22 protein-coding genes are annotated in these 24,444 nt (G+C 43.8%); all 22 read right to left on the bottom strand.

The features are described 5' to 3' along the window. Positions 1–2 precede the first annotated feature (2 nt). Positions 3–2,099 (bottom strand): lipopolysaccharide heptosyltransferase II, encoded by a 2,097-nt coding sequence (gene waaF / locus WC676_04190; GenBank protein MFA5059805.1) that lies wholly within the window; start codon positions 2,097–2,099, stop codon positions 3–5. Beyond that, positions 2,096–4,069, bottom strand: a complete 1,974-nt coding sequence (locus WC676_04185) for an ELM1/GtrOC1 family putative glycosyltransferase (GenBank protein ID MFA5059804.1) — start codon at positions 4,067–4,069, stop codon at positions 2,096–2,098. Before WC676_04185 ends, waaF begins: the two co-directional genes overlap by 4 nt. After that, positions 4,029–5,105 (bottom strand): tetraacyldisaccharide 4'-kinase, encoded by a 1,077-nt coding sequence (lpxK, locus tag WC676_04180; protein ID MFA5059803.1) that lies wholly within the window; start codon positions 5,103–5,105, stop codon positions 4,029–4,031. Before lpxK ends, WC676_04185 begins: the two co-directional genes overlap by 41 nt. Positions 5,106–5,109: 4 nt before the next feature. Continuing rightward, the gene (locus WC676_04175; protein MFA5059802.1) at positions 5,110–6,372 is read right to left on the bottom strand and encodes a 3-deoxy-D-manno-octulosonic acid transferase; all 1,263 of its coding nucleotides are present in this window, start codon (positions 6,370–6,372) and stop codon (positions 5,110–5,112) included. Between the two features lie 14 nt (positions 6,373–6,386). Then, positions 6,387–7,247 (bottom strand): tyrosine recombinase XerC, encoded by an 861-nt coding sequence (gene xerC, locus WC676_04170; protein ID MFA5059801.1) that lies wholly within the window; start codon positions 7,245–7,247, stop codon positions 6,387–6,389. Next, entirely contained in the window at positions 7,231–9,222 is a 1,992-nt protein-coding gene (gene topA / locus WC676_04165; GenBank protein MFA5059800.1) for a type I DNA topoisomerase, read from the bottom strand. Before topA ends, xerC begins: the two co-directional genes overlap by 17 nt. 43 nt (positions 9,223–9,265) lie before the next feature. Beyond that, positions 9,266–10,378 (bottom strand): DNA-processing protein DprA, encoded by a 1,113-nt coding sequence (dprA, locus tag WC676_04160; GenBank protein ID MFA5059799.1) that lies wholly within the window; start codon positions 10,376–10,378, stop codon positions 9,266–9,268. A gap of 1 nt (position 10,379) precedes the next feature. Further along, complete coding sequence (locus tag WC676_04155) at positions 10,380–10,880, bottom strand: shikimate kinase (protein ID MFA5059798.1); 501 nt, start codon at positions 10,878–10,880, stop codon at positions 10,380–10,382. A gap of 148 nt (positions 10,881–11,028) precedes the next feature. After that, positions 11,029–11,823: a prepilin peptidase gene (locus WC676_04150; GenBank protein ID MFA5059797.1), complete on the bottom strand. Its 795-nt coding sequence runs from the start codon at positions 11,821–11,823 to the stop codon at positions 11,029–11,031. Positions 11,824–11,833: 10 nt separating this feature from the next. Then, on the bottom strand, positions 11,834–12,703 hold the full coding sequence (gene aroE / locus WC676_04145; protein MFA5059796.1) for a shikimate dehydrogenase: 870 nt from the start codon (positions 12,701–12,703) through the stop codon (positions 11,834–11,836). A gap of 5 nt (positions 12,704–12,708) precedes the next feature. Further along, positions 12,709–14,235 (bottom strand): 2-isopropylmalate synthase, encoded by a 1,527-nt coding sequence (locus tag WC676_04140; protein MFA5059795.1) that lies wholly within the window; start codon positions 14,233–14,235, stop codon positions 12,709–12,711. Between the two features lie 17 nt (positions 14,236–14,252). Then, entirely contained in the window at positions 14,253–14,906 is a 654-nt protein-coding gene (locus WC676_04135) for a methyltransferase domain-containing protein (protein MFA5059794.1), read from the bottom strand. Positions 14,907–14,909: 3 nt separating this feature from the next. Further along, a complete protein-coding gene (locus tag WC676_04130) occupies positions 14,910–15,239 on the bottom strand; it encodes a DUF190 domain-containing protein (GenBank protein MFA5059793.1) in 330 nt (109 codons plus the stop codon). Positions 15,240–15,261: 22 nt separating this feature from the next. Next, a complete protein-coding gene (gene crcB / locus WC676_04125) occupies positions 15,262–15,636 on the bottom strand; it encodes a fluoride efflux transporter CrcB (protein MFA5059792.1) in 375 nt (124 codons plus the stop codon). A gap of 77 nt (positions 15,637–15,713) precedes the next feature. Next, complete coding sequence (gene ilvC, locus WC676_04120) at positions 15,714–16,706, bottom strand: ketol-acid reductoisomerase (GenBank protein MFA5059791.1); 993 nt, start codon at positions 16,704–16,706, stop codon at positions 15,714–15,716. Positions 16,707–16,823: 117 nt separating this feature from the next. Beyond that, complete coding sequence (locus tag WC676_04115; GenBank protein ID MFA5059790.1) at positions 16,824–18,143, bottom strand: class II fructose-bisphosphate aldolase; 1,320 nt, start codon at positions 18,141–18,143, stop codon at positions 16,824–16,826. A gap of 57 nt (positions 18,144–18,200) precedes the next feature. Further along, complete coding sequence (gene pfkA / locus WC676_04110) at positions 18,201–19,172, bottom strand: 6-phosphofructokinase (protein MFA5059789.1); 972 nt, start codon at positions 19,170–19,172, stop codon at positions 18,201–18,203. 30 nt (positions 19,173–19,202) lie between these two features. Continuing rightward, entirely contained in the window at positions 19,203–20,459 is a 1,257-nt protein-coding gene (ahcY, locus tag WC676_04105; GenBank protein ID MFA5059788.1) for an adenosylhomocysteinase, read from the bottom strand. A gap of 9 nt (positions 20,460–20,468) precedes the next feature. After that, a complete protein-coding gene (gene metK / locus WC676_04100; protein ID MFA5059787.1) occupies positions 20,469–21,617 on the bottom strand; it encodes a methionine adenosyltransferase in 1,149 nt (382 codons plus the stop codon). Positions 21,618–21,650: 33 nt separating this feature from the next. Further along, entirely contained in the window at positions 21,651–22,385 is a 735-nt protein-coding gene (locus WC676_04095) for a nucleotidyltransferase family protein (GenBank protein MFA5059786.1), read from the bottom strand. A 2-nt stretch (positions 22,386–22,387) separates the two neighbouring features. Then, positions 22,388–24,163: a phosphoenolpyruvate--protein phosphotransferase gene (gene ptsP, locus WC676_04090; GenBank protein MFA5059785.1), complete on the bottom strand. Its 1,776-nt coding sequence runs from the start codon at positions 24,161–24,163 to the stop codon at positions 22,388–22,390. After that, positions 24,156–24,419, bottom strand: coding sequence for an HPr family phosphocarrier protein (locus tag WC676_04085; protein MFA5059784.1), 264 nt, complete (start codon positions 24,417–24,419; stop codon positions 24,156–24,158). Before WC676_04085 ends, ptsP begins: the two co-directional genes overlap by 8 nt. Positions 24,420–24,444 lie beyond the last annotated feature (25 nt).

The raw sequence follows: 24,444 nt of genomic DNA, 5'->3' as shown, positions 1-24,444 counted from the left end.
AATTAATTTTCCAAAAGCTTAAAGATCTCCGCGGCAACTTCTTCCGGAGTGATCTGGTTCATGCAATCATGGCTACGGATACGGCATGTCGAACTATAGCACGGCGAACACGGCAAACTTTTTTTGATCACCGAAAACTTCTCCGCCGGAGGGATATGGCGCAGGGATTCCGTTGGGCCAAAAAGCGCTACAAACGGCACATTCATCGCGGCGGCAACATGCAACGGCGCCGAATCAGCGGTGACAAAAACCCGGCAACGCCTGACCAAAGCCGCCAATTGCAAAATGTCTGTCTTGCCGACAAAAATGGCCGGTTTTGTTTTTGCCAACGCTTGCAATTCTTGTGCTTTTTCTTTATCTTTCTCCATTCCTGTTACAATAACCCGCATACCCTTGGCTGTTAAAATATCGCATAAACGAGCCATATGTGAAACCGGCCAATTCTTTGTCGCCCATTTTTTAGAAGCGGCAATATTGATCCCGACAATGTCTTGATGGTCAGCTAGCCATTCCGACTCAAGCAGGTTTTTAACATGCTGTTCGTCTTTTGAAGACGGCCAAAGCTCTAAACGAGTTTTTCCTTTTAGTTCAATATCAAGCATTTTTAATATTTGAAATTGATGGTTGACCGGAGGCATAAATCCGCCGTCATCTTTGATCTTATCAGAGAGAAGAAAGCCCCATTTTCCATTGTCGTATCCGCAGCTTTCCAGCGGAAAGCTCAAGAAAGAAAGTAAATGGCTCTTACGATTGTTTTGAAAATCGATGATCTTATCAAACCGGTATTGGCGTAGCCGCGCGGAAAATTTGATTAAGCCCCGCCATCCTTTATAATAACCCTTGTGATCAAAAACGATCAGCCCATCGACCAGCGGACAATGCTGCAAAACCTCTTTTGATTCTTCGCCAACCAGGCAATAGATCTTTGCCGATGGAAATTTCTTTCGTAAGGCCTTCAAAGAAGCTGTTATTAAAACAATATCCCCCAGAGAACTAATTTTGATCACCAAAATATTCATAAGATTTAGCAGTTCTTCGTAAGTCTTGATCGTCTGGGAGGCCATATGCTCAAGCGTGAATTTTTCCTGGATCTTTTTTTGGGAAGCCTCTACCAGCGATTCGGCTAATTTCTGATCTCTTAAAATACGAACAACTGCCTGCGCCATTTCATCCGGGTCCTTAGGTAAAACCAAAAGCCCGGTTTTTTCGTTATCGATGATCTCAACAACTCCGCCAACCTTCGTTGCCACGACCGGAACACCGGCCGCCTGAGCCTCTAAAATTACTCTGCCAAACGCTTCTTGGGTTATCGTCGATAGGACCAGAACATCCGTCCGAGATAAAAGCTGAGGAATATCCCGCCGATTACCCAAAAATTCAACCCTGTCGGCAATGCCTAAGCGTTTGACCAAGATCTGCAATTCTTCTTTATAGGTTTCTTTTTTAGCCGGGGCATCGCCAATAACCCAAATTTTCACATTAGGAACCATGCGAATAACTTTGGCCATGGATTTTAAGAAATAAGGATGCCCTTTAAGCGGCGTTAAACGCCCGATGATCGCAATGATCTTTTCATCCGATGGTTTTTTCTCCACGCGAGAAATGCTGAATCTTTCAAGATCAACACTGCGCGCAATATGCCGGATATTTTCCGGACGAACATTAAAATCATCGATCATATGCCGCCCGATCACCTCACTGGGAACGATTACCAATTTCCCCCAGCCCATTACACGGCTTAGAAAGTGTTTTCCATAATACCCATGACACGTCGTGATAAAAGCGGTTTTTGTTCTTCGGCAAGCAAAATAGGCGATCCAACCCGGAACGCGCGAACGGGCGTGGACAATATCTACTTTTTCATCGCGGATGATTTTTTCTAAACTGCGGATAGACTTAAGCGCGGCGGCCAGCGATTTTTTATGAACGGGCAATTTAAAATGTTTAACGCCAGCTTTCTCTAGTTCGCCAACTAATTCCCCGCCGTTTGAAACAACCACCGCTTCATGGCCATTACGCATAAGGTATTTAGCCAGGTCAACGGTTCCCGTTTCAACCCCGCCGACGTGCAATTCAGGAAGTATTTGTAAGATCTTCATATGATTTTTTTAATTACCTCAAAAACAACACGACGCTCATCTAAGATTTTTGTTTTTAATTTTCCCTTCGCCATGTCTGTAATGACCCGGCCGATATTCTTCTCATCAGATAAAACGATATATCCCTGGTCGCTTAAATTCTCAACAAAATAGTCATGGCGGCTTTTTCCCATCAACAAACCCGGCTTTTTACGCGCTGGAAAAACGATAACATTTTTTCCCGAACTCGCCGCTTCCGAAACCATCGAAATGCTGTCACCGGAGGTAATGACAATATCAGATAAGCCGACCATCCCACCCAAGGCCTCGGGAATATTATTTTCCTTAGCAAAGATAAGCAATCGGCAACGGTTATAATTTTGCAGTTCATTTCTAATGATATTTTCCGCGGCTATTGATGTCCGGCGAGAAGTCGTTAAAAGGATTTCGGCATCAAGTTTTTCGCAAGCCTCTTTTAATTGACCGATCAGCATTCTTACTTGCCCTTCATCGACCGCATATTTCCTGCTGTCACCACCGATGAGAACAGAAATCCTTAATTTATTCGTGTCAAAGCGACCCTTAAAGCGTTTGCCAAGCAAATCGATTTGCTCTTTAAGATAATCCCGATCAATGAGATTCAATGCTCCCTGCGTAATGACAACACTTTCCTCTTTTCCCGCTAAAGAAACGCGGTCATGAGCCGGCAAAATGACCAAGCGGAATTTCTTAAAATCTAAAACGCTCGGTTTTAGGATAGAAATATTTTTCGCGCGGCAATCCGAAGACAAAAGAAAATTAACTCCGGCTATGGATGACCCGCAGGAAATAACAAAATCCGCTTTGATGCTGGATATTTTTCGAAACGATTCATAGGTTAAAAACCATTTTAAATACCGCAATCGGCCTTGGCAAAAATACTGATGCGATATGCTTCCTAACAGTGTAGCCATTTTAGCCGCTAAGGTATTTTTGAAACGAACCTCAACAATTTGTGTCTGCGAAACAATATCTCTCTGGGCCAGCGCCGCGTCCACCAACTTTGCCACCGCTTGCGATTGGCGCAAATGCCCTGTCTTGCCGTCGCTTAAAACGATCGTTGTTGATTCTTTGGAATATTTCCATATTTTATAAAACCACATATATTCCGATGGATACTTTCTAATATAACTTTCCATCAACTTAACGATCTTTTCTAAATTAGCCGCGACATCTTTCTCAATATCGCCTGTATTTATAAGCTCGATCTCAGGATTAATGATCAAGCGATGCTGCGCGCCTTTTTCGCGGACAATAATAGAAAAACAGATCGGGACTTTTAATTTTAACCCAATGCGGATAGCCCCCACCGACATCGCCGCCTGCCGGTCAAAAAATTTAACTAAAGCGCCATCGCGGCCACCCTGATCAACAACCATACCGATCACTTCATTGTTGCGCAAACTTGTAATGATCTCCCGCGTTCCGACACCTCTTAAGATGACCGAAGATCCGCTGGATTCGCGGTAAGAATTAAGCAAACGGTCGAGCCCGGAAAATCTATTTTGAGGTTTCGCCAGCACCCGGTAAGGATGTCCAAGCATTTCACCCATAAAATTGGAAAGTTCCCAACTGCCAAAATGCATCGCAAGCAAAATAACGCCCTTTTGTTTCTTTAACGCCTCGTAGACATGCTCCCGTCCGTCAACTTGCACAAAATCCTTAAATCCGCCTTTTTTAAGAAGCGGGATCCTTAAAAGCTCAATAAAGTTCTGCGCATAGTTCTTAAAAAGTTGCTTAACGATCCTTTTGATCTCGCTGGGCTTCTTCTCTCTCGAGAACGCGATCTTCAAATTTCCGTACGCCAGCGCTTTATGCTTTCGGTCCACATAATACGCCAAAAGGCCCAGCGCGCGCCCGATAAAAAGCGCCGCTGAAACCGGCAGAAGACGCACCAAAAGACCGATCAGGCTAACGAAGGCACATAGAAGTGATTCGAGAAATAACTTCATCTTTTCCTTTTATTAATTCAATCTTAATGGATAAACTCAAAAGATCCGGTCCATCTTTAAAGCAATCTACATATTTCATAAGCTTAACGGCATCTTTTTGGGTCGATATAACGGACTCGATCTTATTTTGCTTGCAGAATTCAACGACCGACATAACATCATTCTTCCGGTAAATATAATGATCAATAAATGTAAATTCTTTTCGCAGATTAACGCCTAAATTAAGCACGGTTTGCTTGAAAGCGTTCGGATCTGCAATACTGCATAATAGGCAAGCCGATTTACTTTTTAAAGCCGACAAGCCTACTGATGAATTGGATTTTGATAAATTGATAAACGCGATGGGCTTGTGAATGCTCTCGGCAACAATTGCTTTGGGATTGATTTTGCGCAAACAGTTATAAATCTTCTCTAAATTTGAATAGTCAAGATCAGATTTCGTAATAATAAAAATTCCGGCCCGAGATAGCGAGCTTAAAGGTTCGCGTAAAATACCTCTGGGAATTAAAAATCCATTGCCGAACGGCCGCGACGCATCAATAGCCACAATATCCAAATCACGTTTTAATTTCCAATGTTGAAATCCGTCATCCAGAAGGAAAACATCGATAGAATTATTTTTTAAAGCTTCTTGTCCGGATCGAAATCGGTCAGCCCCAACAAAAACAGGGATATCTTTAAGCAACTCTTTAAGTAAAACCGCTTCATCGCTCGCCGTATTATTCGACAATCCCGCGCTATTTTTATCCATATAGCCTCGGATAAGCACAGCGCTTTTAACTCCTTTATCCCGCAATGCTCTTGCAACAAATTCCACCAGAGGCGTTTTTCCGGTACCGCCTAAAGTCATATTACCAATACTGATAACCGGCTTAGGAAGAACACGCTGTTTCAAAATACCAAACCTATAAAGTACCAAGATCACACGGACAGCGCAAAAATAAAACACCGACAAGATCCCAAGAAGAAGCTTTACGGGCGCGTCTATAATGCCATGACGCTGGTCAGTCGCTAATTCATAAAAACATTTCTTCATAATCTTACGCCAATGCTGCTTCTTTTGTAATTATTTCTAAGGTGCGCTTTGTTGCGCCTTGATTTTTTTGAACAACATTTTTCGCTAAAGACCCTAAGCGCTGTGCTTGCTGTGGATCTTTCAATAAATTCCGCACTTCATTGAGAAGCTCGCGTTCATCATTAACCTGGATAATAGATCTTTCACGCGCGAAAATATTGACCACATCTTTGAAATTTTCCGTCCAGGGTCCAACGATGATAGGCTTCGCAAAACACGCCGGCTCAATGATGTTTTGGCCGCCGCGCTTGGTTAAACTTTTTCCTACAAAAACAATTTTTGCCAATTTATAAAGTAAGCGTAGATGCCCCATCGCATCAACGACAATAACTGGCCGACCTTGCGGCTTCTCATTTTTAATTTGAGAGAATTTTTGCGCCCTGAGCCCTTGCTTTTCAATAAGCTTAAAAATATCATCCGCCCGTTCAATGTGCCGCGGCGCGATGATCAAGCGAAGAGAAGAAAATTCCTTAGATAATTCTCTGAAGATATTAACCAGAATTTCTTCTTCCCCGGGATGAGTGCTGCCGCCGACCAAAACGGCATCTCCTTCGTTAAGCCCAAGGTTTTCTAACGCTGGCCCGTCCATTTCCGGCAGGTCATCAAATTTCATATTGCCGGTTATTCTAACGTTTTTTTCTTTAGCACCTAGCGCAATAATGCGCTTGGCATCTTGCTCGCTTTGCACACAAAAAAGGCGAACACAATTTAAAATAGGACGTAAAATAAATTGAACCAAACGGTATCGGTTAAACGCTTTATCGGAAATACGGCCGTTCACCTGAATAATAGGAACACTCTTCTTGCTTAACGCATGAAATAAATTCGGCCAAATTTCTGTTTCGGCGGCAATATAAAGTTGAGGAGAGATCAATTTAATATAACGATTCACGGAAAAACTAAAGTCTACCGGCGCATAGATCACAATATCTTGGGGAAAATTAAGACAAGCCATTTTAAATCCGGTTGTTGTCACAGTTGAAACAACAATTTGATGCGACGGATATTGTTCTTTAATGCCACGGATGAGTTTAGCAACCGCCAAGACTTCCCCGACACTTACGGCATGAACCCAAATATTCTTTCGCGACGAAATTGATCTTCTTAAAGAGCCGGGGAAAAACCCAAAGCGCATAACAAAATCGTTATGCCATTTTCCTTTAAGGCAAAGATAAGGGAAATAGATAACAGCAAAAAGAATAAAAAAAGAATCGTAGAAAATAACCATAGCGTTTAAAAAACTTAAGCGCGCGGATGCGCCTTATCGTAAACCCCTTTTATCTTTTCGGTTGTCATATGTGTGTAGATCTGTGTTGTGGAAAGATTCACATGCCCTAAAAGCTCTTGGACCGAACGCAAATCCGCGCCTCGATTAAGCATATGTGTCGCGAAGGAATGCCGCAACGCATGCGGAGAAAGGCTGGCGCGTAGGCTTATCAAATGAATATACTTATTGATGATGTTACGAATACTTCTATCTGTCAGCCGCGTTCCGTTTTTATTCAAAAAAAGAGCGCTGCTTTTATGCTTTCTTTTTCCTAAATATTCGCGAATAGCCGAAGTAGCCTTGTTGCCAATAGGAGCCAGTCTTTCTTTTTTTCCTTTACCGGCTACTTTAGCGATATTGCTAATAAGGTCAACCGCATCCACATCCAAACCGACAAGTTCGCTCACGCGAATTCCGGTGCTGTAAAGTGTTTCTAAAATCGCCCGATCACGCAACCCCGCCACATCATCGCCGGAAGGCGCGTCCAATAATTTAAATACTTCTTCTTCCGTCAAGAAAACCGGAAGTTTTTTATCTAATTTCGGCGTCATGAGAAGCGTAGCCGGATTATTTTTAATATAACCTTCTCTTTGCAGGAATTTGAACAGACTGCGCAGCGAGGAAAGTTTTCGGGCAACCGTGCGGGGCTTATGCTCGCGAGAACGGATAGCGGCTAAATATTTTCTCAAAACAAGGTAATCGATCTGCTCGATCGCCACATCGCCGACAACCTTAAAGAAATCTTCTAAGTCGATTTTATAATTGAGAACCGTGTGCTTGGAATAGTTCTTTTCAATTTCCAAATAGGGCAAGAATTTTTCAAGGTATCGGTTCATGCTTTTCGCCTGGCGCGCTTTGCTCTTGAGGAAGTTTATTGGCTATAAACCTGCATGTCGGATAATTACTGCATCCGTAAAAGGTCGATCCGCGCTTGGAGCGGCGCTCAATAAGCTCACCGCCGCAATTTTCCTGCGGGCATTTAACGCCCATCCCGAACCCTTGGGCAAATTTACATTCGGGGAATCCGGAACAACTTAAGAACTTGCCGCGCCGGCCCCACTTGACTACCATCGGCCGATCGCATTGAGGACATTTTTTCTCAAGAAGTGTCTGGGTTTTCTCAATTTTACCCATGGCATATTCAAGCTCTTCTTTAAATGGTTGATAAAACTCATTGAGGAGCTTCGTGTATTCCAGCGTTCCTTCTTCCACTAAATCTAAATGCTCCTCCATCGTCGCGGTAAACCCGATATCCATGATCTTTGGAAAATATTGAACCAGAAGATCGCAAGTCATCATTCCGAGTTCAGTAGCGCTAAAATACCCCTTGTCACGGTTGGCATAATTACGATACACCAGTGTTTGAATGATGGGCGCATAAGTACTGGGCCGGCCAATGCCGTCTTCTTCTAAAGCTTTAACAAGCGTTGCTTCCGAATAGTGCGCCGGAGGTTTGGTGAAATGTTGACTGGGGTGAATATCAACGAGATCCATTAGATCGCCGGTTTTGTAATGCGATAGATCGATGGCTTTATCCGCGCCGCGCGATTCTTTATCCAAAATTAAAAATCCGTCAAAGCTAAGCGTTGATCCTGACGCGCCGAATTGGAATTTTCCGGCGGTAATTTCTATTTTTTTGCTTTCAAAAAGCGCGTCTGTCATTTGGCAAGCCACAAATCGCTTCCAGATCAACTGATAAAGCTTAAGTTGATCGACAGAGAGATATTTTTGAATATCTTCGGGGCTGCGGTCAACATCCGATGGACGAATAGCCTCATGCGCCTCTTGGGCGGATTTCTTTGATTTATAAACATTAGGTTTTTCGGGCAGATATTTTTTGCCGTAAGATTTCTCAATAAGACCGCGGACTTTTTCAATAGCCTCTTTGGCGATATTGACGGAATCGGTTCTCATATAGGTAATAAGACCGACAGCCTCGCCCCCCTCTAATTCCACGCCTTCATAAAGTTCTTGGGCGATCATCATCGTCTTAGCGGCGTTAAATCCTAATTTATTAAAAGCATCTTGTTGAAGCGTGCTGGTGATCAAAGGAGGCGAAGGACTGCGCTTGACATCCCGCTTGGTGATATTTGTGACCTTAAAATCTTCTTTTTTGATCTGAGCCACAACATCATCGGTGGGAAGTTTTGCCTGCAGATCGATCTTTTCACCGCTTATTCTTTCCAGATCAGCGCAAAGAATATCTTCATAACCTTTCTTTTTTAAGTCGACGGCGATCTCCCAATACTCTTGCGGAATAAATTTCTGGATCTCACGCTCGCGGTCAACGATAAGGCGCAGCGCCACCGATTGAACGCGCCCGGCGCTTAAATGTGAGCCGATCTTTTTCCATAAAAGCGGGCTTAACTGATAGCCCACGATCCTATCTAAGATCCGACGAGCGATTTGAGCGTCAATTTTCTTTAAGTCAAACTTACGAGGAGTTTTGAAAGCCTTTAAAACGGCATCTTTGGTAATTTCATGGAAGGTAATGCGGTAGAAATTTTTTTCATCACCGAGTTGATTGGCAATATTCCAGCCGATGGCTTCTCCCTCGCGATCGGGATCTGTCGCGATATAAATGTCTTTTTTTGTTTTCGCTTCTTTCTTCAAATCCTTTAAAACCTTTTGTTTTTTACGCATAACGATCAATTGCGGCTTAAAGTTATTCTCCAGGTCAACGCCGAGTTTAGATGCAGGGAGATCGACCAAATGCCCCATCGAAGAAAGGACTTTAAAATTCTTCCCCAAGATCTTATTGATCGTCTTAACTTTCGCGGGTGACTCTACGATCACGAGTGCTTTTACCATGTATGATTTTCCTTTTGTGCGACAGAAATCCTAGAAGACTTAATTATTTCTCTATCCGGACAAAAAACTTTCCCGGCAACTGTTTAATAAGCTTTTTGAGCTCTAATTGTAGCAGAATTGATGATATTTGCGGCAAAGAAAACTGAGTTTTATCAACCAATGTGTCGATATGCGCCGGTTCCTTATTGAGAAGCCGATAGACGCCTCCCTGTTTTGGGTCAAGAGGATCGTGTAAAACCGTCTTTTCCTCTTCTTTTTGAATACTTCTTTCAACGGGAAGCTGAAGATGCGGCTTTAATTCTTCAATGATATCTTCAACGCCATTAATGAGCTTCGCCCCTTGTTGAATGAGGCGATTAACACCTAAGGCCGCCGGATTATCAATTTTCCCGGGAACAGCAAAAACTTCCCGTCCTTGTTCTAGAGCAAAATCGCTGGTAATAAGCGCTCCGCTTTTAAAGGATGCCTCTACCACCACAACGCCTAAAGAAAGCCCGCTAATGATCCGATTGCGCTGAGGAAAATGATAAGCCGCAGGTGGCGTTGCCATCGAGAATTCTGAAATAACCGTTCCTTGCTCGGCAATTTGATCAAATAATTTTTTATTTTCCGGCGGATAAATATGCGACAAGCCGCAGCCTAAAACAGCGGCCGTTATGCCTTTTGCTTTTAACGCTCCCCGGTGCGCGCACGTATCAATGCCGCGCGCCATCCCCGAAACAACCGCTATTCCTAATTCGGCTAAATTTGTACCCAGCTTCTCCGCGGTCGCCTGTCCATACATCGATGCTTTTCGAGAGCCGACAACGGCAACGGCCAAATGATCAAGCTTTGAGATATTTCCTTTACAATACAAAAGCACCGGACAATCGGGAATTTCTTTAAGGTTTTTAGGATATTGTTCATCCGTAAACGCGACAACCTCTGTCCCAAAACGCTTGATCAATTGAGCTTCTTGTTTCAAATAGTCGTCGACATCGAGGGTTTTTATCAAGTTGACTATTTCCGATGAAACAATACCGCTAGATCCAAGGTCCTTGGCCGAGGAAGAAAAAACGGTTTTGGCACAGCCAAAACGGTCGATCAATTTCTTAATGCGGGCATTCCCTAATCCGGGAACCGCATTTAAAGCCATCAAAGCTTCTGCTTCATTCATGCTAAATTAATTTTAAAATGCTGCCGGCAACCTGATCAATGGTCTTTCCGGAAGTATCGATTATCTGGTCGGCTTGTTCGTAGCGGGATTGTCTTTTCTCTAGCAGCTCTTTAATTTTTATTTTTGGATTGTCCACCTTCAAGAGCGGACGATGCGTTTCGTGCTTGATACGCTCATAAATAATTTCCGGTGATACCTTAAGGTAGAAAATAACACCGTTTTTCTTTAAATTGTCGATATTGCCCTGGTCGAGAATAACGCCGCCGCCGCAATCAATAATGAGATTTTCTTTTCGAGAGATCTCTTCGATGACTTTTCGCTCCAGATCACGAAAATAGGCTTCACCGTTTTCCTGAAAGATCCGGCTGATCGCCTTGCCTTCCTTTTTTTCGATCAATTCGTCGGTCGAAACAAGGCTTCTCTGGGAAAGCTCTTGCAACTGCTTAGCTGTCACAGATTTACCTGCGCCCATAAATCCGACTAAAACAATATTCTTATTCATGGCGAGGATTGTAACACTGCAGGCAAAAGCTGTCAATTATTATAGGAAGTTATGCGATGGGCTTTTAGAATTAAAGAGGCGGTTCGCCTCGCCATGGGCTTTGGCGAGGCGAACCGCCTCTTTCAAAGATAACATTTACAATAACTTACTAATAAAGTCCGTAGCCGCTCAAAAACCACTCGATTAACGGTCCCGACCAAAAAAGACTAATAAGTGCTCCTAAAGCCAGAAACGGCCCGTAAGCAATAACGCTTTCTTTCGTGCGGATCTTGACAATAATTCCGGCCACAGCTCCAAAAATAGGAGCAATGAAAAATGTCGCAACCGCCATTTTCCAGCCTAAAAACGCGCCGATCATCGCCAGAAATTTTACATCTCCCCCACCCATAGATTCTTTCTTAAAGATAAGATCGCCTAAAAGGCCCATCGCATAGATCGTTCCGCCGCCAACTAGAATCCCTAATGCCGATTGCCCCATAGCCACAAGATGAGAATTGGTATTGTGCAATTGCGGCAAAGCGCAGCTTAAAATAAACCCTACGACCATTCCTCCGACGCTAATTTCATCAGGAATGATCCTATGTTCCAAATCAACAAAGGTCGCCACAATAAGGCCGCACACCAAAACAAGATACGCAAATAATTGTCCGTTAAGCCCGAAATAAAGATAAAACCCTAAGAAAAAAACTGCCGTTATGAATTCCACCAGAAAATACCGAAAAGAAATAGGCTTTTTACAAAAGCGGCATTTCCCCCGAAGGACAAGATAACTGACAAACGGAATATTGTCATACCAAGCGATCTGTTTCTGGCAGTGAACGCAGTGTGAACGCGGAAAAACAATGGAGCGTTCCTGCGGCATGCGCACGATGCAGACATTAAGAAAGCTTCCGATCATCGATCCTAAAATAAACATGAACAAAGGCCAAATTGTCTCTATCATATTTTATCCCTTAATGGGCCGAAAGCCCTTTCACTAGGCTTTGCCACATTTTGTTTTTTACTTCCGGCTCTAACTCAGCATTCATCCAATGTTGAAATGCCAAAACCCCTTGATAATAAAGCATCTTTAATCCATTGGCCGTTTTGGCACCTTTTTTCTTTGCCGCTTTTAATAGCTTGGTCTCCAAAGGATTATAGATCACATCATAAACAAGCATTTTTTCGTGCAAAGCCTTTTCATCGACGATGCAGGGATCTTCTTCTTTTAAGCCGATAGGTGTCGCGTTGATCAATAACTGAGCTTCTTTAAGGCCCAAATCAGAAACCTCGCCGACATTCTTTACAATGCTTACATCCAGACGGCTACCTAGATCGCTAATAAGCCCGTCGGCTTTTTCTTTTTGAACATCATAGATCGTAATTAATTTCGGCCGCTCAGGCAAAAGGCAAAGGACAGATACGATCGCCCGCGCTACCCCTCCGCAGCCGATCATGGCGATTTTTTTGTCCTTTGTGTCAAACCCCAGCTCTGTCAGATGCGTCAGAAATCCCGGCCCATCCGTGTTGAAACCCTGAAGGCTTCGTTGAGGAGAGATCACCACCGTATTAACGGCTTTGGCTTTTTGCGCGTAAGGGCTTACGCCATTAAGATAACCGATCACTTTTTCTTTATATGGAACCGTTACATTGATACCTTGGATATCGCAACTTTTTTCCTTCAAGCGATTAAAAAAAGGCTCTAGCTCTTCTTCTTTAAGAGGAAAAAGCTCATAAGAAGCCTTAATGCCCAACTCGGCAAAAGCCGTATTATGCATTAAAGGCGAAAGGCTATGCGAAACAGGATAGCCAACTAAGCCGTAATATGTTTTTTGATCTTCCATAATATTTAGTCGTTCGCGACATCCTTAGAAAGCGCTTTGTTAATGGCGTTGATATACGCTTTAGCAGAGGCCTCAATGATATCAGTGCTGGCGCCATGGCCGATCACTTTTTTATCCGCAAAACGCGCTTTCACCATTACCTCGCCCAAAGCGTCTTTTCCGCGAGTAACAGATTGAATAGAATAATCCAACAACTCGCCTTTCATCTTCGTAATAGCGTCGATCGCCTTGTAACAGGCATCCACCGGGCCGTCGCCGGAAGAACTATTCTCATGCTTTTTTCCCTTGGATTGCAAAACGATCTTTGCCTTGGGCGCGATATTCGTTCCGCTAGTGATGGTCAGGTCAATTAATTGCCAGGTGTTCTGGACTAATTTCGTTTCATCTTCCACAATGGCGATCAGGTCTTCATCAAAAACCTGTTTCTTTTTATCGGCAATATTTTTGAACCGATCAAAGGCTTTATCTAATTGCGCATCGTTTAAATTAATTCCTAACGCTTGCAAGCGGACTTTAAATCCGTGCCGACCGGAATGTTTTCCTAACACCATTCCCGTTTCCATAAAACCAACATCTTCGCCATGCATGATCTCATACGTTGAGCGTTCCTTTAAGATCCCGTCTTGATGAATGCCGGATTCATGCCGAAAAGCATTGGCCCCGACGATGGCTTTGTTGGGAGGAACAATGAACCCCGTATATTTGCTCACCAACCGCGAAATACGGCAAAATTCCTGTGTATTGATATTCGTAAAGCACTTATAAAAATCAGCGCGCGTTTTGATCGCCATTACGATCTCTTCCATGGAAGCATTGCCGGCGCGTTCGCCAATGCCGTTAATGGTACATTCTACTTGGCGCGCTCCGCCGATCACCGCCGCTAAAGAGTTAGCAACGCCTAAGCCCAGATCGTCGTGGCAATGCGCTGAAATGATCGCTTTATCAATATTGGGAACATTGTTTTTGATATCCGCCATTAATTGCCCATATTCCGCTGGAGTTGCATAACCGACCGTGTCGGGAATATTAACCGTTGTGGCACCGGCATCAATGACCGCTTCCAATACGCGATAGAGAAAATCTTTTTCGCTGCGCGAAGCATCTTCCGGAGAAAAATCAATATCAGAAACTTTTGATTTGGCGTATTTCACCGAATCAACCGCCATCTGCAAGATCTCATCGGCGCTTTTCTTTAATTTATACTGCAAGTGGATCTTGGATGTCGCCAAGAAAACATGAATGCGCGGATATTTGGCTGATTTTACCGCTTCATAGGCCGCGTCAATGTCTTTTTTAACACAACGCGCCAAACCGCAAATGATAGAATTCTTAATATGTTTTGAGATGTTTTTGACCGAATTGAAATCCCCTTCGGAGATAACGGGAAATCCGGCCTCGATCACGTCAACGCCCAAACGTTCCAAAGCGTAAGCGATCTCTAACTTTTCTTTTTCATTCATGCTGGCGCCCGGAGCCTGTTCTCCGTCGCGCAGCGTTGTATCAAAGATCAATACTTTATTTTTGTCGTCCATTTTTATCACCTTTTATTTTAAATTGAGTTTTGAAATTTATTGATTTTTTCCCTAACAAACCCAAGCGAAAGGAATGGTTTCCCTTGGCCCGTTTTGTTGGCATGTGCGTAAATCATCAGTTTATTTAGTTCATCAGTGGTCGCGTGTCGGTCTTTGGAACCGACTAGCTTGATGTTAAGGCCTTCGAGAGTAACTTTTGATGAAGTAATGCCAAAATTTTTCACAAAAGCGCTTAAACTCTCGGGCGAATAACCCCATTTGTGATTGCCAAAATGCCCTAAATAAATTTCTGAACGCCACATATTCTCTCCAAAGGCCATATCCACTAAATTATCAAACCCAAATTTAAAATACCGGAAAAGAAGCTTTTTAAAGTTTGGCACACGAATGGTTATTGTGCCACCGATTTTTAAAACCCGCGCCCAATCGCCAAAAACAATATAGCGCATATATTTATCAAAATGCTCGAGGAGGTCTTCCGCTAAGATCTCATCGACCGTTTGGTCCGCGTACGGCAAAGGACGCATGATATCGTGAACTAAATCGGGCTGACAGTCTTTAACAGAATCAATATTGACCCAGCCGGACAATTTATTCGTCCCGCATCCGAGGTGAAGCTTGATCGTAGAATTATTTTGAACTTCGGCTTTGTTTTGCATAACTGTATTCATTTCTTAAGCCCGATACATAACCACATTGGCTTTTTCTAAAGTGATCAATCCTTCTTTGACCATCTCATCTAAATGCGGCAAAAATTGATTGATCTTTTCTTCGCTGTCCACAATTTCAATGATGATCGGAAGATCTTCCGAAAGCCTTAAAAGCTTGGCCGTATGCAAGTGGCTTTTACAGCCGAAACCCATAAAACCTTTGATGGCGGTTGCCCCGGCCATTTTTTCTTTTTTAGCCAGATAAATGATCTCTTCGTAGAGAGGTTTGCCCTGCCATTTGTCGGCCTCGCCGATAAAAATTCTTAGTAATTTTCCGTCTGCCGGAATTTTCATAGCCTATTCTCTTTTCTGATGATTATATGATTTTTCCCAAGAAAATGCCAACCCTAAAAACAATAAAACCAACCACAACGCTTAGCAAAATATTTAAAAAAGCTTTGATCATTTCACCGTCTTTAAGTAAATGATCCGTTTCTAAAATAAGCGTGGAAAAAGTAGTAAAGGCCCCGCAAAAGCCAACCATAAGCAGCAAACGCGTATTGGGATCGAGTAGAAACTTTTTATCTGAAAGAGAGGCAAAGAATCCGACCAATAAACATCCTAGAATATTTACGGCAAATGTCCCAAATGGGAAACTCGTCCCAAAAAATCGATAAACCACACCCGCCAGGCCGTATCTTGCCAGCGTTCCGACAATTCCTCCGAGGCTCAAGTAAAGAATTTTGTCCATAACGATTTTTAAAGACTGAGCCCCGCTTCTTGATTACTAACAAAATAGCGGGGCTCGTAATCTAAGATTTGATTAAATTACTTCTTCATCCAAGGCATCATACCACGAAGCTCTGCACCGACTTTCTCAACTTGTAGAGCAGCTGTTTCTTCGCGGTATTTATTGAAATTGGGGCGGCCTTGCTTATTTTCCCTAATCCATTCGCGGGCAAATTTTCCGGATTGGATTTCGCCTAGAATTTTCTTCATGGTTTTACGCGTTTTAGCATCGACAACACGCGGGCCGCGCGTATAATCACCGTATTCGGCTGTATCAGAAACTTTCTTGCGCATTCCTTGCAAGCCGCCTTCATAAATAAGGTCGGTAATGAGCTTTAATTCGTGTAAGCATTCAAAATACGCGATTTCCGGCTGATATCCGGCTTCCACAAGCGTATCAAATCCGGCTTTAATAAGTTCTGAAGCACCGCCGCACAAAACACTTTGCTCGCCAAAAAGATCGGTTTCGGTTTCTTCTTTAAATGTTGTTTCAAGAATTCCGGCGCGAGCGCCGCCAATTCCATTCGCGTAAGCGAGCGCAGTCTTTAACGCATTTCCTGACGCGTCTTGATGAACGGCAACCAAACAAGGAACTCCTTTTCCCTCTTCGTATTGACGACGAACCAACGAACCCGGCCCTTTGGGCGCGATCATTACTACATCCACATCCGGCGAAGGGACAATTTGTTTAAAATGAATATTAAATCCGTGAGAAAACATCAACGTTTTCCCCTTTTTAAGATGTTTTCTGATGGATTTCTTATAGATCTCAGCCTGAACATGGTCTTGCGTCAAGATCTGAATAATGTCCGCTTGTTTTGCGGCGGCCGCGGCATCCATGGGCTCAAAACCATCCTTCTTAGCTTGATCGTAATTGACCGAACCTTCCCGTTGGCCAATAATAACTTTTAAACCGCTGTCGCGTAAATTTAAGGCTTGTCCGCGGCCTTGAATACCATAACCGATCACCGCGATCGTCTTATCTTTGATAAAATTTAAATCAGTGTCTTTCTCATAATAAATTTTAGCCATTAACATTCTCCTTAAATTAGAAACCTACGCCCCCGCTGTTTTTTCAAAAACAAAACGCGGGGTAAATTCCGGCTATCGGCTTACGCAACAACGCTGCGTAAGCCGAGCCGTCATTTATTAGTCATCACCCTCGCCATCTAAAATCGCTTTGGCTTGTTTGTTTAACCCTAATTCAACATCCTTGCGTTTAATGAATTGCCCAACGATCGCTTTTGTATTTCCTACTTTGAGCTGTTTAAAGAGGAAATCAAATTTGGCTTCCATCTCTTGGGCAATGCCTTCTTTAATTTTTTCCGGCAAAGCGAAAATTTCTTTCTTGAACGGCCCTAAAGCCTTTTTGCGGGCTGAATAAACAAATTGCTCTTCGGTTTGATTAGCTTTCTTTTCATCCGCGCAATTCTTTTTCACCCACAGATACATTTTTTCCTTAAGTTCTTTAGGGAACAAAACGCTGTCAAACATCATGTTCTGGAAATTCGTCGCTAAATGGATCTCGACGGTGTCCATTTCCGGGAATTTTCCAAAGGCGTTGGACGGCAAGGTGGACGCACCATGCTGCACCGCGCCGGAAATCCCGTAATTGTCGCGCGCATATTTTGACAAAGTTTTAATGCAATCAAAATCAACTTTCACCTGAGCCATCGTGCCGTCGGGTAAAACCACGCCGCCGTGCGATGTTCCGGTTTGAATGCTGATTTTGCTGATCCCTTCGGTTCCGGGCGGTAAACAAGCCAAGTAACCGTCCATGAACGCTTTTAATTCTTCTACGGTGCTATTTTTCCCGCCAACTTCACCGATCTCGCCTCCGGCAGAAACCATAATGCCTTCAGGCTGAATTTTGCGAATATGTTCCGTCAGCTCAGCGCAGACCTTGAAATTATTCTCCTGCTGTTCGGCAGTAGTTTTTTTATCAAGATCAACCAAAGTTGAGCTATCGATGTCGATATTATAAAAACCAGAAGCAATGCAGTCTTCCAGCAAATGCTTAACCGCGGTTACTTCTTTTTTGGGATCAGCAAAAAAGGCTTTGGCTTTTAATTGGCAATGATCACCTTGAATGAATACAGGGCCGGAGAAATTCTCCTTAACTGCAGCCGCTAAAATAACGCCCGTATATTCGATCGGCGGTTGGCCAGTATAGCCCATTTCGGATTTGGCGATTTCAAAGATAAAAGCGCCCGCATTGGTTTTGTTGGCAACGCGAAAGATCGCCTTAGCCAAATAATAGGTTAAACAGCGTAAATTCATCGCCGGAACGGTAAAATCGCTCCACTTTCCTTCACCGCGGGCTTTATAAAGATCATGAATGGAAGCCAAGAAAATACCCTTGGCCTTAGCCATTTTAAAGATCTCGCCGACGATCTTTTGTTTCGCCGAAATATCATCGTTGGTAATTAACTCACTAACCAAAACATCAATATCCAAAGCTTGAGACATGTTTGAATCCTCCCTCTTGTTGTTGCTTAATCGTGGTTAAAAGATCTGAATGTATGTTTATCTTAAAAGCTTCATCAAACGGTCATATTCGTCAATATAACTTTTCTTTCGATGACAAGCTTGTGCTAATGGAACAACGCTGATCTTTTCCTGTAAAACCCCAACGGATTTTCCGTAAATGCCTTTGAGCAGTAATTCAACCGCCGCCACGCCTAAACGTGTTGCCAAAATCCTGTCGGACGCCGTCGGAACCCCGCCGCGCTGAACATGGCCCAAGACAACGAACCGTGTTTCCAGCCCCGTTGTTTGCATGATCTTCTTCGCGACATCCGGAGCCTTGCCGGCGCCTTCGGCGGTAATAACGATCCAGCTTATTTTTCCCTTACGATACCCTTCCTGGACATCGGTAAAAAGTTTTTCATAATCAAATTTTCTTTCCGGAATAATAACGCTTTCAGCGCCAGAGCCTAAAGCAACTTGCATCGCAATATAACCGGAAGAATTTCCCATAACCTCAACAATAAAGATCCGTTCCATGCTATGCGCCGTATCGCGAATTTTGTCGATAGCCTCTAGCGCCGTATTAACTGCCGTAGAACAACCGATGGTCTGATCGGTGCCGCATAGATCATTGTCGATCGTTCCGGGCATTCCAACGACCGGCACTTTATATCTTTTATAAAATTCATCAGCACCGCGATAACTTCCATCGCCGCCAATAACGATCAAGCCATCCATGCGGTGTTTTTTAAAAACATCGAACGCCTTTTTCATTCCTTCGGGCGTTTTAAATCTTTTGGAACGCGCCGTTTTAAGAATCGTTCCGCCGCGATTGATAATGTTGGAAACGGAGCGATGATCCATCGCAATAATTTCATCGTCGATCAATCCCTCGTAACCGCGCATAATTCCGCCGACCGATATGCCGTAAGCGAGGCTGCTGCGCACCACACTGCGGATTGCCGCGTTCATTCCCGGGCCGTCACCGCCGGAACAAAGTACGCCGATCTTTTTGATACCCTTTTTCATAAGAACTCCCTAGACCTTATCTCATCAAATCTATGTTCCCATATCCCAGCTACTAAGATATTTCTTCTGCTCTTCGGTGAGCGTATCTATTTTAACGCCGAGTGCTTGCAGTTTTAATTTGGCGATCATGCGGTCAATATCTTCGGGGACACTGTAAACTTTTCTTTGGAGGTTTTTATAATTTTTCGCGACATATTCGGCGGATAAAGCTTGATTGGCAAAACTCATATCCATAACCGACGCCGGATGCCCTTCGGCCGCAGCCAAATTGATCAAGCGGCCTTCGCCTAAAAGATAAATATTCTTTCCGTTCTTAAGCGTGTATTCTTGGACAAAATCACGAATGGCCCTGCTTGCTTTTGTGATTCTTTTAAGCCCTTTTAGATCAAGTTCAGCGTCAAAGTGGCCGGAATTAGCCATAATAGCGCCGTCTTTCATTAAAAGCATATGCTCGGCGCGAATAACGTTGATATCGCCGGTTACCGTGACAAAGCAATCACCGATCTTTGCCGCGTCTTTGATGGGCATCACTTGATGGCCGTCCATGGTTGCTTCCAAAGCTTTTAAAGGGTCAACTTCCGTTATAATAACTTTTGCGCCCATTCCTTCCGCGCGCATCGCCAAACCCCGCCCGCACCAGCCATAACCGCAGATAACGAAATTAGCGCCCGCCATCAAACGATTGGTGGCACGAATAACTCCGTCGATAGTCGATTGACCCGTTCCATAGCGATTATCAAAAAAATGCTTGGTCATCGCGTCATTAACGGCAACAATGGGGTACATCAAAAGCCCTTGAGCTTGCAAGCTTTTTAAGCGAATAACCCCGGTCGTTGTTTCTTCGGTGCCGGCTAAAATATTATCCGCCAGATCTTTTCGTTTTTGATGAACCACGGAAACCAGATCAGCCCCGTCATCCATGGTCAAATTCGGTTTAGCATCCAAAACGGCGTTGATATGCTTGTAATAAGTTTTGGTGTCTTCCCCTTTAATGGCAAATGTGGGAATTCCATAATCTTTAACTAAAGAAGATGCCACATCATCTTGCGTTGATAAGGGATTGGACGCGCAAACATAAGTTTTCGCGCCGCCCGCTTTTAAAACGCGCGCTAAATTGGCTGTTTCCGTCGTGACATGCAAACAGCAGCTGATCGTTAATCCCTTTAGCGGCTTTTCTTTTTCAAAACGTTTTTCAATAAGCCGTAAAACGGGCATATCTTTTCTGGACCACTCAATACGCAGTTTTCCTTTTTTCGCGAGTGCGAGATTTTTTACGTCGTAATTCATTGTTTTTAACTATCCTTTTTTAAGTGCTTGAACCTTGTTTAGTTTTTCCCAAGAAAATTCATTACGCCCAAAATGCCCATAGGCGGCCGTATTTTGATAAATAGGCTTCAGTAGATCCAATTCCGCAATAATTCCGCGCGGCGTTAGATCAAAATGCTTGCGCACCAACTCGACCAGTTTTTGATTAGAGACTTTTCCTGTTCCGAATGTATCCACCATAACGCTGACCGGATCGGCTTTACCGATGACATAGCCAAGCTGGATCCAGCATTTTTTGGTTAATTTGGCTGCAACGATATTTTTGGCTACATAGCGCGCCATGTAGGTGGCTGAACGGTCAACCTTCGTCGGATCTTTTCCGGAAAAAGCCCCGCCGCCGTGAGAAACAACGCCGCCATAAGTATCAACAACGATCTTACGCCCCGTCATTCCGGTGTCTGATTGCGGGCCGCCGACGACAAATTTTCCGGTTTGATTAACATAATATTTCGTGCGGCTGTCGACATATTTCCCTAAAGTTTCTTTGGCAACAACATCAATAATTTCATTGCGCGATTTCTCGGTGATCTTTTTCCCGGTCTTGTCAAGAATATCTTCCGTATGCTGGCAGGCTAAAACAACTGTTTCAACACGAAGCGGTTTATCATCTTCGTATTCAACGGTGACCTGACTTTTGCAATCCGGACCTAAATAATCCAACCTTCTAGACTTTCTGACATCTTCCATTTTCTTGACAAGCTTATGCGCGAGCATTATGGGAAGCGGCATGCACTCAGAAGTTTCATCGCAGGCATAACCGATCATAATTCCCTGATCCCCGGCCCCGCCCGAATCAACGCCTTGCGAGATATCTGGCGATTGGCTGTTGATGGCGTTTAACACAGCGCATGTTCCTGCATGAAAACCATATTTGTGATGCGTATAACCGATACCAGTTAAAACGTTTCGAACAACTTTTTGAACGTCCACATAGGTTGTGGTAGTGATCTCGCCACCGACAATGACCATTCCGGCAGAAATAAAACTTTCACACGCCACGCGCCCTTTGGGATCGTCTTTTAAAACAGAGTCTAAAACTGCATCGGAGATTTGGTCGCACACTTTATCGGGATGCCCCTTACCGACGGATTCTGATGTTAAGAAATATCGCCCTTCCACTGTTCATCCTTCCTTTCTAAAAGTTAACTTTTTTTAAGAAAAATCTTTCTGTGCCTGCGTGTATGACTCCATGCTGCCGATGTCATACCATTTGCCGCTGAACTTATATCCGAACACCGCTTCTTGTTGCGCGATCCATTTGATGTATTCACCAGTCGTATCAGTTTTTTTTACAGTCTGAAGATATTTTTCGAACAAGCCTAAAGATTCCTTGGGAAAATAATATAAACACATCGCGATCAAGCTGGACTTAGGCTGTTGGGGCTTCTCTTCAAAAGATGTTATCTTGTTATTCTCATCAAGGCCGACAACGCCAAATTGCTTGGCCTGCGCCGGATCTTTAATGTCGAAGAGACCGATCGTAACCCGCGGGCTATTCTGCCCAGCCGCACGAATATAAGAAATCAGCGCATAATCAAAAAGATTATCGCCCCCCAAAACCATCAAGTCTTCTTTGATAGCGCGCTTTCTCAAAACAAACGCGATGTCCCCAACCGCCCCGAGCCGATCTTCCGGACTTGTTGTTGTGTCATTAACGATCGTAATTGGAAGCGGATATTTCTTATCAGCGCTCCACTTGGTAAAGTTAGAATAAAATTTCTCATTGGTAACAACTAAAACTTCCGTAATACCGCTTATCTTTTCAGTCTTTTCTAAAAGATAATCAATGATCGGCTTTTTATTGACGGCTAAAAGCGGTTTGGGCGCGTTAAGCGTTAAAGGATAAAGCCTTGTTCCGTAACCTGCCGCCAAAATAAGGATTTTCATGATTAAGCTTTTCGTCCGCCGTTATCGGCATTAACGATCTGCGGAGCTAACTCTCGTAATTTAAGCCGGCTAAATTCTTCAACCTCTTGGCCCGTCGAAAACGTCATTGCCTGCGCGACAACTTTTTGCGCATCCTGAAAACTTACGCTTCGAATAAGTTTTTTGATCTGCAAAATATTAAATGGCGGCATGCTAAAAACATCCAATCCTAACCCTAAAAGCAAAAGCGCCAAGGCCGGTTCGCTGGACATTTCTCCGCAAAGGCTTACCTCAAGTTTGTTCTGATGCCCGGAATCAATAACGCTTTTTATCAGGCGTAAAACCGCGGGATGTCCGGGCTCATAAAGATCCGCCACCTGTTCATTGGCCCGATCAACCGCCAGCGTATATTGAATAAGGTCATTAGTTCCAATGCTAAAGAAATTAGCGTCTTTGGCTAAAAGATCGGCCGTTAACGCCGCCGAAGGGACCTCGATCATAACGCCAACTTCCATATTTTCATCAAAGGGGGCTTTTTCTTCGCGTAAATTTTCTTTGACCTCATTTAAGATCACATTGGCCTGGCGCAATTCCCAGCAACCGGAGATCATCGGATACATCATTTTTAATTTACCGTAAGCGGACGCCCTTAAAATAGCCCGTAACTGTGTTTTGAAAATATCCGGACGCGCTAAACAAAAGCGAATGGCCCTCCAGCCTAGAAAGGGGTGCATATCATGCGGAATTTGTAAGCTGGAAATGAATTTATCTCCGCCCAAATCCAGGGTGCGGATATTGACCGGATGCGGCAGAACAGCCTGCGCGACATGTTTGTAGGCCTCAAACTGCTCTTCTTCGGACGGAAGATCCATGCGATTCATATAGAAATATTCCGTTCGGTATAATCCGATGCCATCGGCGCCGTTCTTTAAAACCATAGGAATTTCTTCCGGCAGTTCCAAATTAGCAGAGATCTTAACTTTCTTTCCGTCTGTTGTTTCCGCCGGCAAATCTTTAATATCATCAAAGCGGTCTCTTAAGGCTTCGATTCTGTCTTGTTCGTGGCGATAAACGGTCACGGTCGCTTCGGTCGGGTTAATGATCAAAAGCCCCATGCGTCCGTCGACAATAACAAAATCTTGATTAGTAACGCGCAGTGTCGCATCTTTAAGGCCAACCACCGCCGGGATCCCTAAAGATTTTGCCATAATAGCCGTATGCGAAGTTCGTCCGCCGCTATCGGTAGCAAAGGCAATGATGTTCTTGTTATACATGCTAGCCGTGTCTGACGGAGAAAGATCGTGCGCGACAATGACCAGCTGTTCTTGCAAATTATCCAGTTCGTGCAATTTTGATTCATCAACTAAATTCTTTAAAATACGCCGGCCCACGTCATTGACGTCGCTGGTACGCTCGCGCAAATATTCATCCTGAATATTAGAGAACACTTTAATGTATTTCTTTAAAACCTTAGAAAATATGAATTCGACGGATAATTTCTCTTTTTTTACGCGCTTGATCACTTCTTCGATGAGAGTCCGGTCTTCTAAGACCAAAAGATGGGCATCAAAGATCTGGGCGTGATGCGTATCCATTTCTTCGGAGATCTTTTTTTGGATCACGACGATCTCATCACGCGTTTTCATCAATGCCTCTTCAAAGCGCGCGATCTCAATGGGGATCTCCTGGTCCATAATGGCCCGAGGCGGGATAATAAAGTCCTGTTTATCCAAAATAAACGCCGGGCCGCATGCAACCCCCGGAGCCGCCGGAATTCCTTTTAAAACGATTTCACTCATTTTGAATTAAAAACCTTTCTAATTCATCAACCGCTTGCTGAGCATCTTCACCGTCAGCCTCGATCGTAACCTTTGCGTTTTTTCCCGCCGCTAACATCAAAATTCCCATAATGGATTTTCCGCTTACTCTTTCTGCGCCCCGCCGCACCGTGATCATAGAATCAAACTTGGAAGCCAGCTGAACAAACAAGGCTGCCGGCCTTGCGTGAAGGCCCTGAGGATTTCCGATCATAACTTCTTTTTCGATTTTGGGCATAAGATCTCAAAACAAACTTCTCACC

This window comes from Candidatus Omnitrophota bacterium (genome assembly GCA_041649175.1).
GTDB lineage: Bacteria > Omnitrophota > Gorgyraeia > Zapsychrales > JBAZNR01 > JBAZNR01.
The sequence above is the reverse complement of the archived record's forward strand: the minus strand, read 5'-3'. Positions and strand labels throughout refer to the sequence as shown.

Bases quoted from the DNA above. Each gene is read 5' to 3' on its own strand.
- lpxK (MFA5059803.1), bottom strand. From the start codon at position 5,105: ATGAAGAAATGTTTTTATGAATTAGCGACTGACCAGCGTCATGGCATT.
- WC676_04085 (MFA5059784.1), bottom strand. From the start codon at position 24,419: ATGCCCAAAATCGAAAAAGAAGTTATGATCGGAAATCCTCAGGGCCTT.
- WC676_04095 (MFA5059786.1), bottom strand. From the start codon at position 22,385: ATGAAAATCCTTATTTTGGCGGCAGGTTACGGAACAAGGCTTTATCCT.
- xerC (MFA5059801.1), bottom strand. From the start codon at position 7,247: ATGAACCGATACCTTGAAAAATTCTTGCCCTATTTGGAAATTGAAAAG.
- crcB (MFA5059792.1), bottom strand. From the start codon at position 15,636: ATGGACAAAATTCTTTACTTGAGCCTCGGAGGAATTGTCGGAACGCTG.
- ptsP (MFA5059785.1), bottom strand. From the start codon at position 24,163: ATGAGTGAAATCGTTTTAAAAGGAATTCCGGCGGCTCCGGGGGTTGCA.
- pfkA (MFA5059789.1), bottom strand. From the start codon at position 19,172: ATGAAAAAGGGTATCAAAAAGATCGGCGTACTTTGTTCCGGCGGTGAC.
- aroE (MFA5059796.1), bottom strand. From the start codon at position 12,703: ATGGAAGATCAAAAAACATATTACGGCTTAGTTGGCTATCCTGTTTCG.
- waaF (MFA5059805.1), bottom strand. From the start codon at position 2,099: ATGAAGATCTTACAAATACTTCCTGAATTGCACGTCGGCGGGGTTGAA.
- WC676_04155 (MFA5059798.1), bottom strand. From the start codon at position 10,880: ATGAATAAGAATATTGTTTTAGTCGGATTTATGGGCGCAGGTAAATCT.
- WC676_04175 (MFA5059802.1), bottom strand. From the start codon at position 6,372: ATGGTTATTTTCTACGATTCTTTTTTTATTCTTTTTGCTGTTATCTAT.
- ahcY (MFA5059788.1), bottom strand. From the start codon at position 20,459: ATGAATTACGACGTAAAAAATCTCGCACTCGCGAAAAAAGGAAAACTG.
- WC676_04135 (MFA5059794.1), bottom strand. From the start codon at position 14,906: ATGAATACAGTTATGCAAAACAAAGCCGAAGTTCAAAATAATTCTACG.
- WC676_04185 (MFA5059804.1), bottom strand. From the start codon at position 4,069: ATGAAGTTATTTCTCGAATCACTTCTATGTGCCTTCGTTAGCCTGATC.
- WC676_04140 (MFA5059795.1), bottom strand. From the start codon at position 14,235: ATGGACGACAAAAATAAAGTATTGATCTTTGATACAACGCTGCGCGAC.
- WC676_04115 (MFA5059790.1), bottom strand. From the start codon at position 18,143: ATGTCTCAAGCTTTGGATATTGATGTTTTGGTTAGTGAGTTAATTACC.
- dprA (MFA5059799.1), bottom strand. From the start codon at position 10,378: ATGAATGAAGCAGAAGCTTTGATGGCTTTAAATGCGGTTCCCGGATTA.
- WC676_04150 (MFA5059797.1), bottom strand. From the start codon at position 11,823: ATGATAGAGACAATTTGGCCTTTGTTCATGTTTATTTTAGGATCGATG.
- WC676_04130 (MFA5059793.1), bottom strand. From the start codon at position 15,239: ATGAAAATTCCGGCAGACGGAAAATTACTAAGAATTTTTATCGGCGAG.
- topA (MFA5059800.1), bottom strand. From the start codon at position 9,222: ATGGTAAAAGCACTCGTGATCGTAGAGTCACCCGCGAAAGTTAAGACG.
- ilvC (MFA5059791.1), bottom strand. From the start codon at position 16,706: ATGGCTAAAATTTATTATGAGAAAGACACTGATTTAAATTTTATCAAA.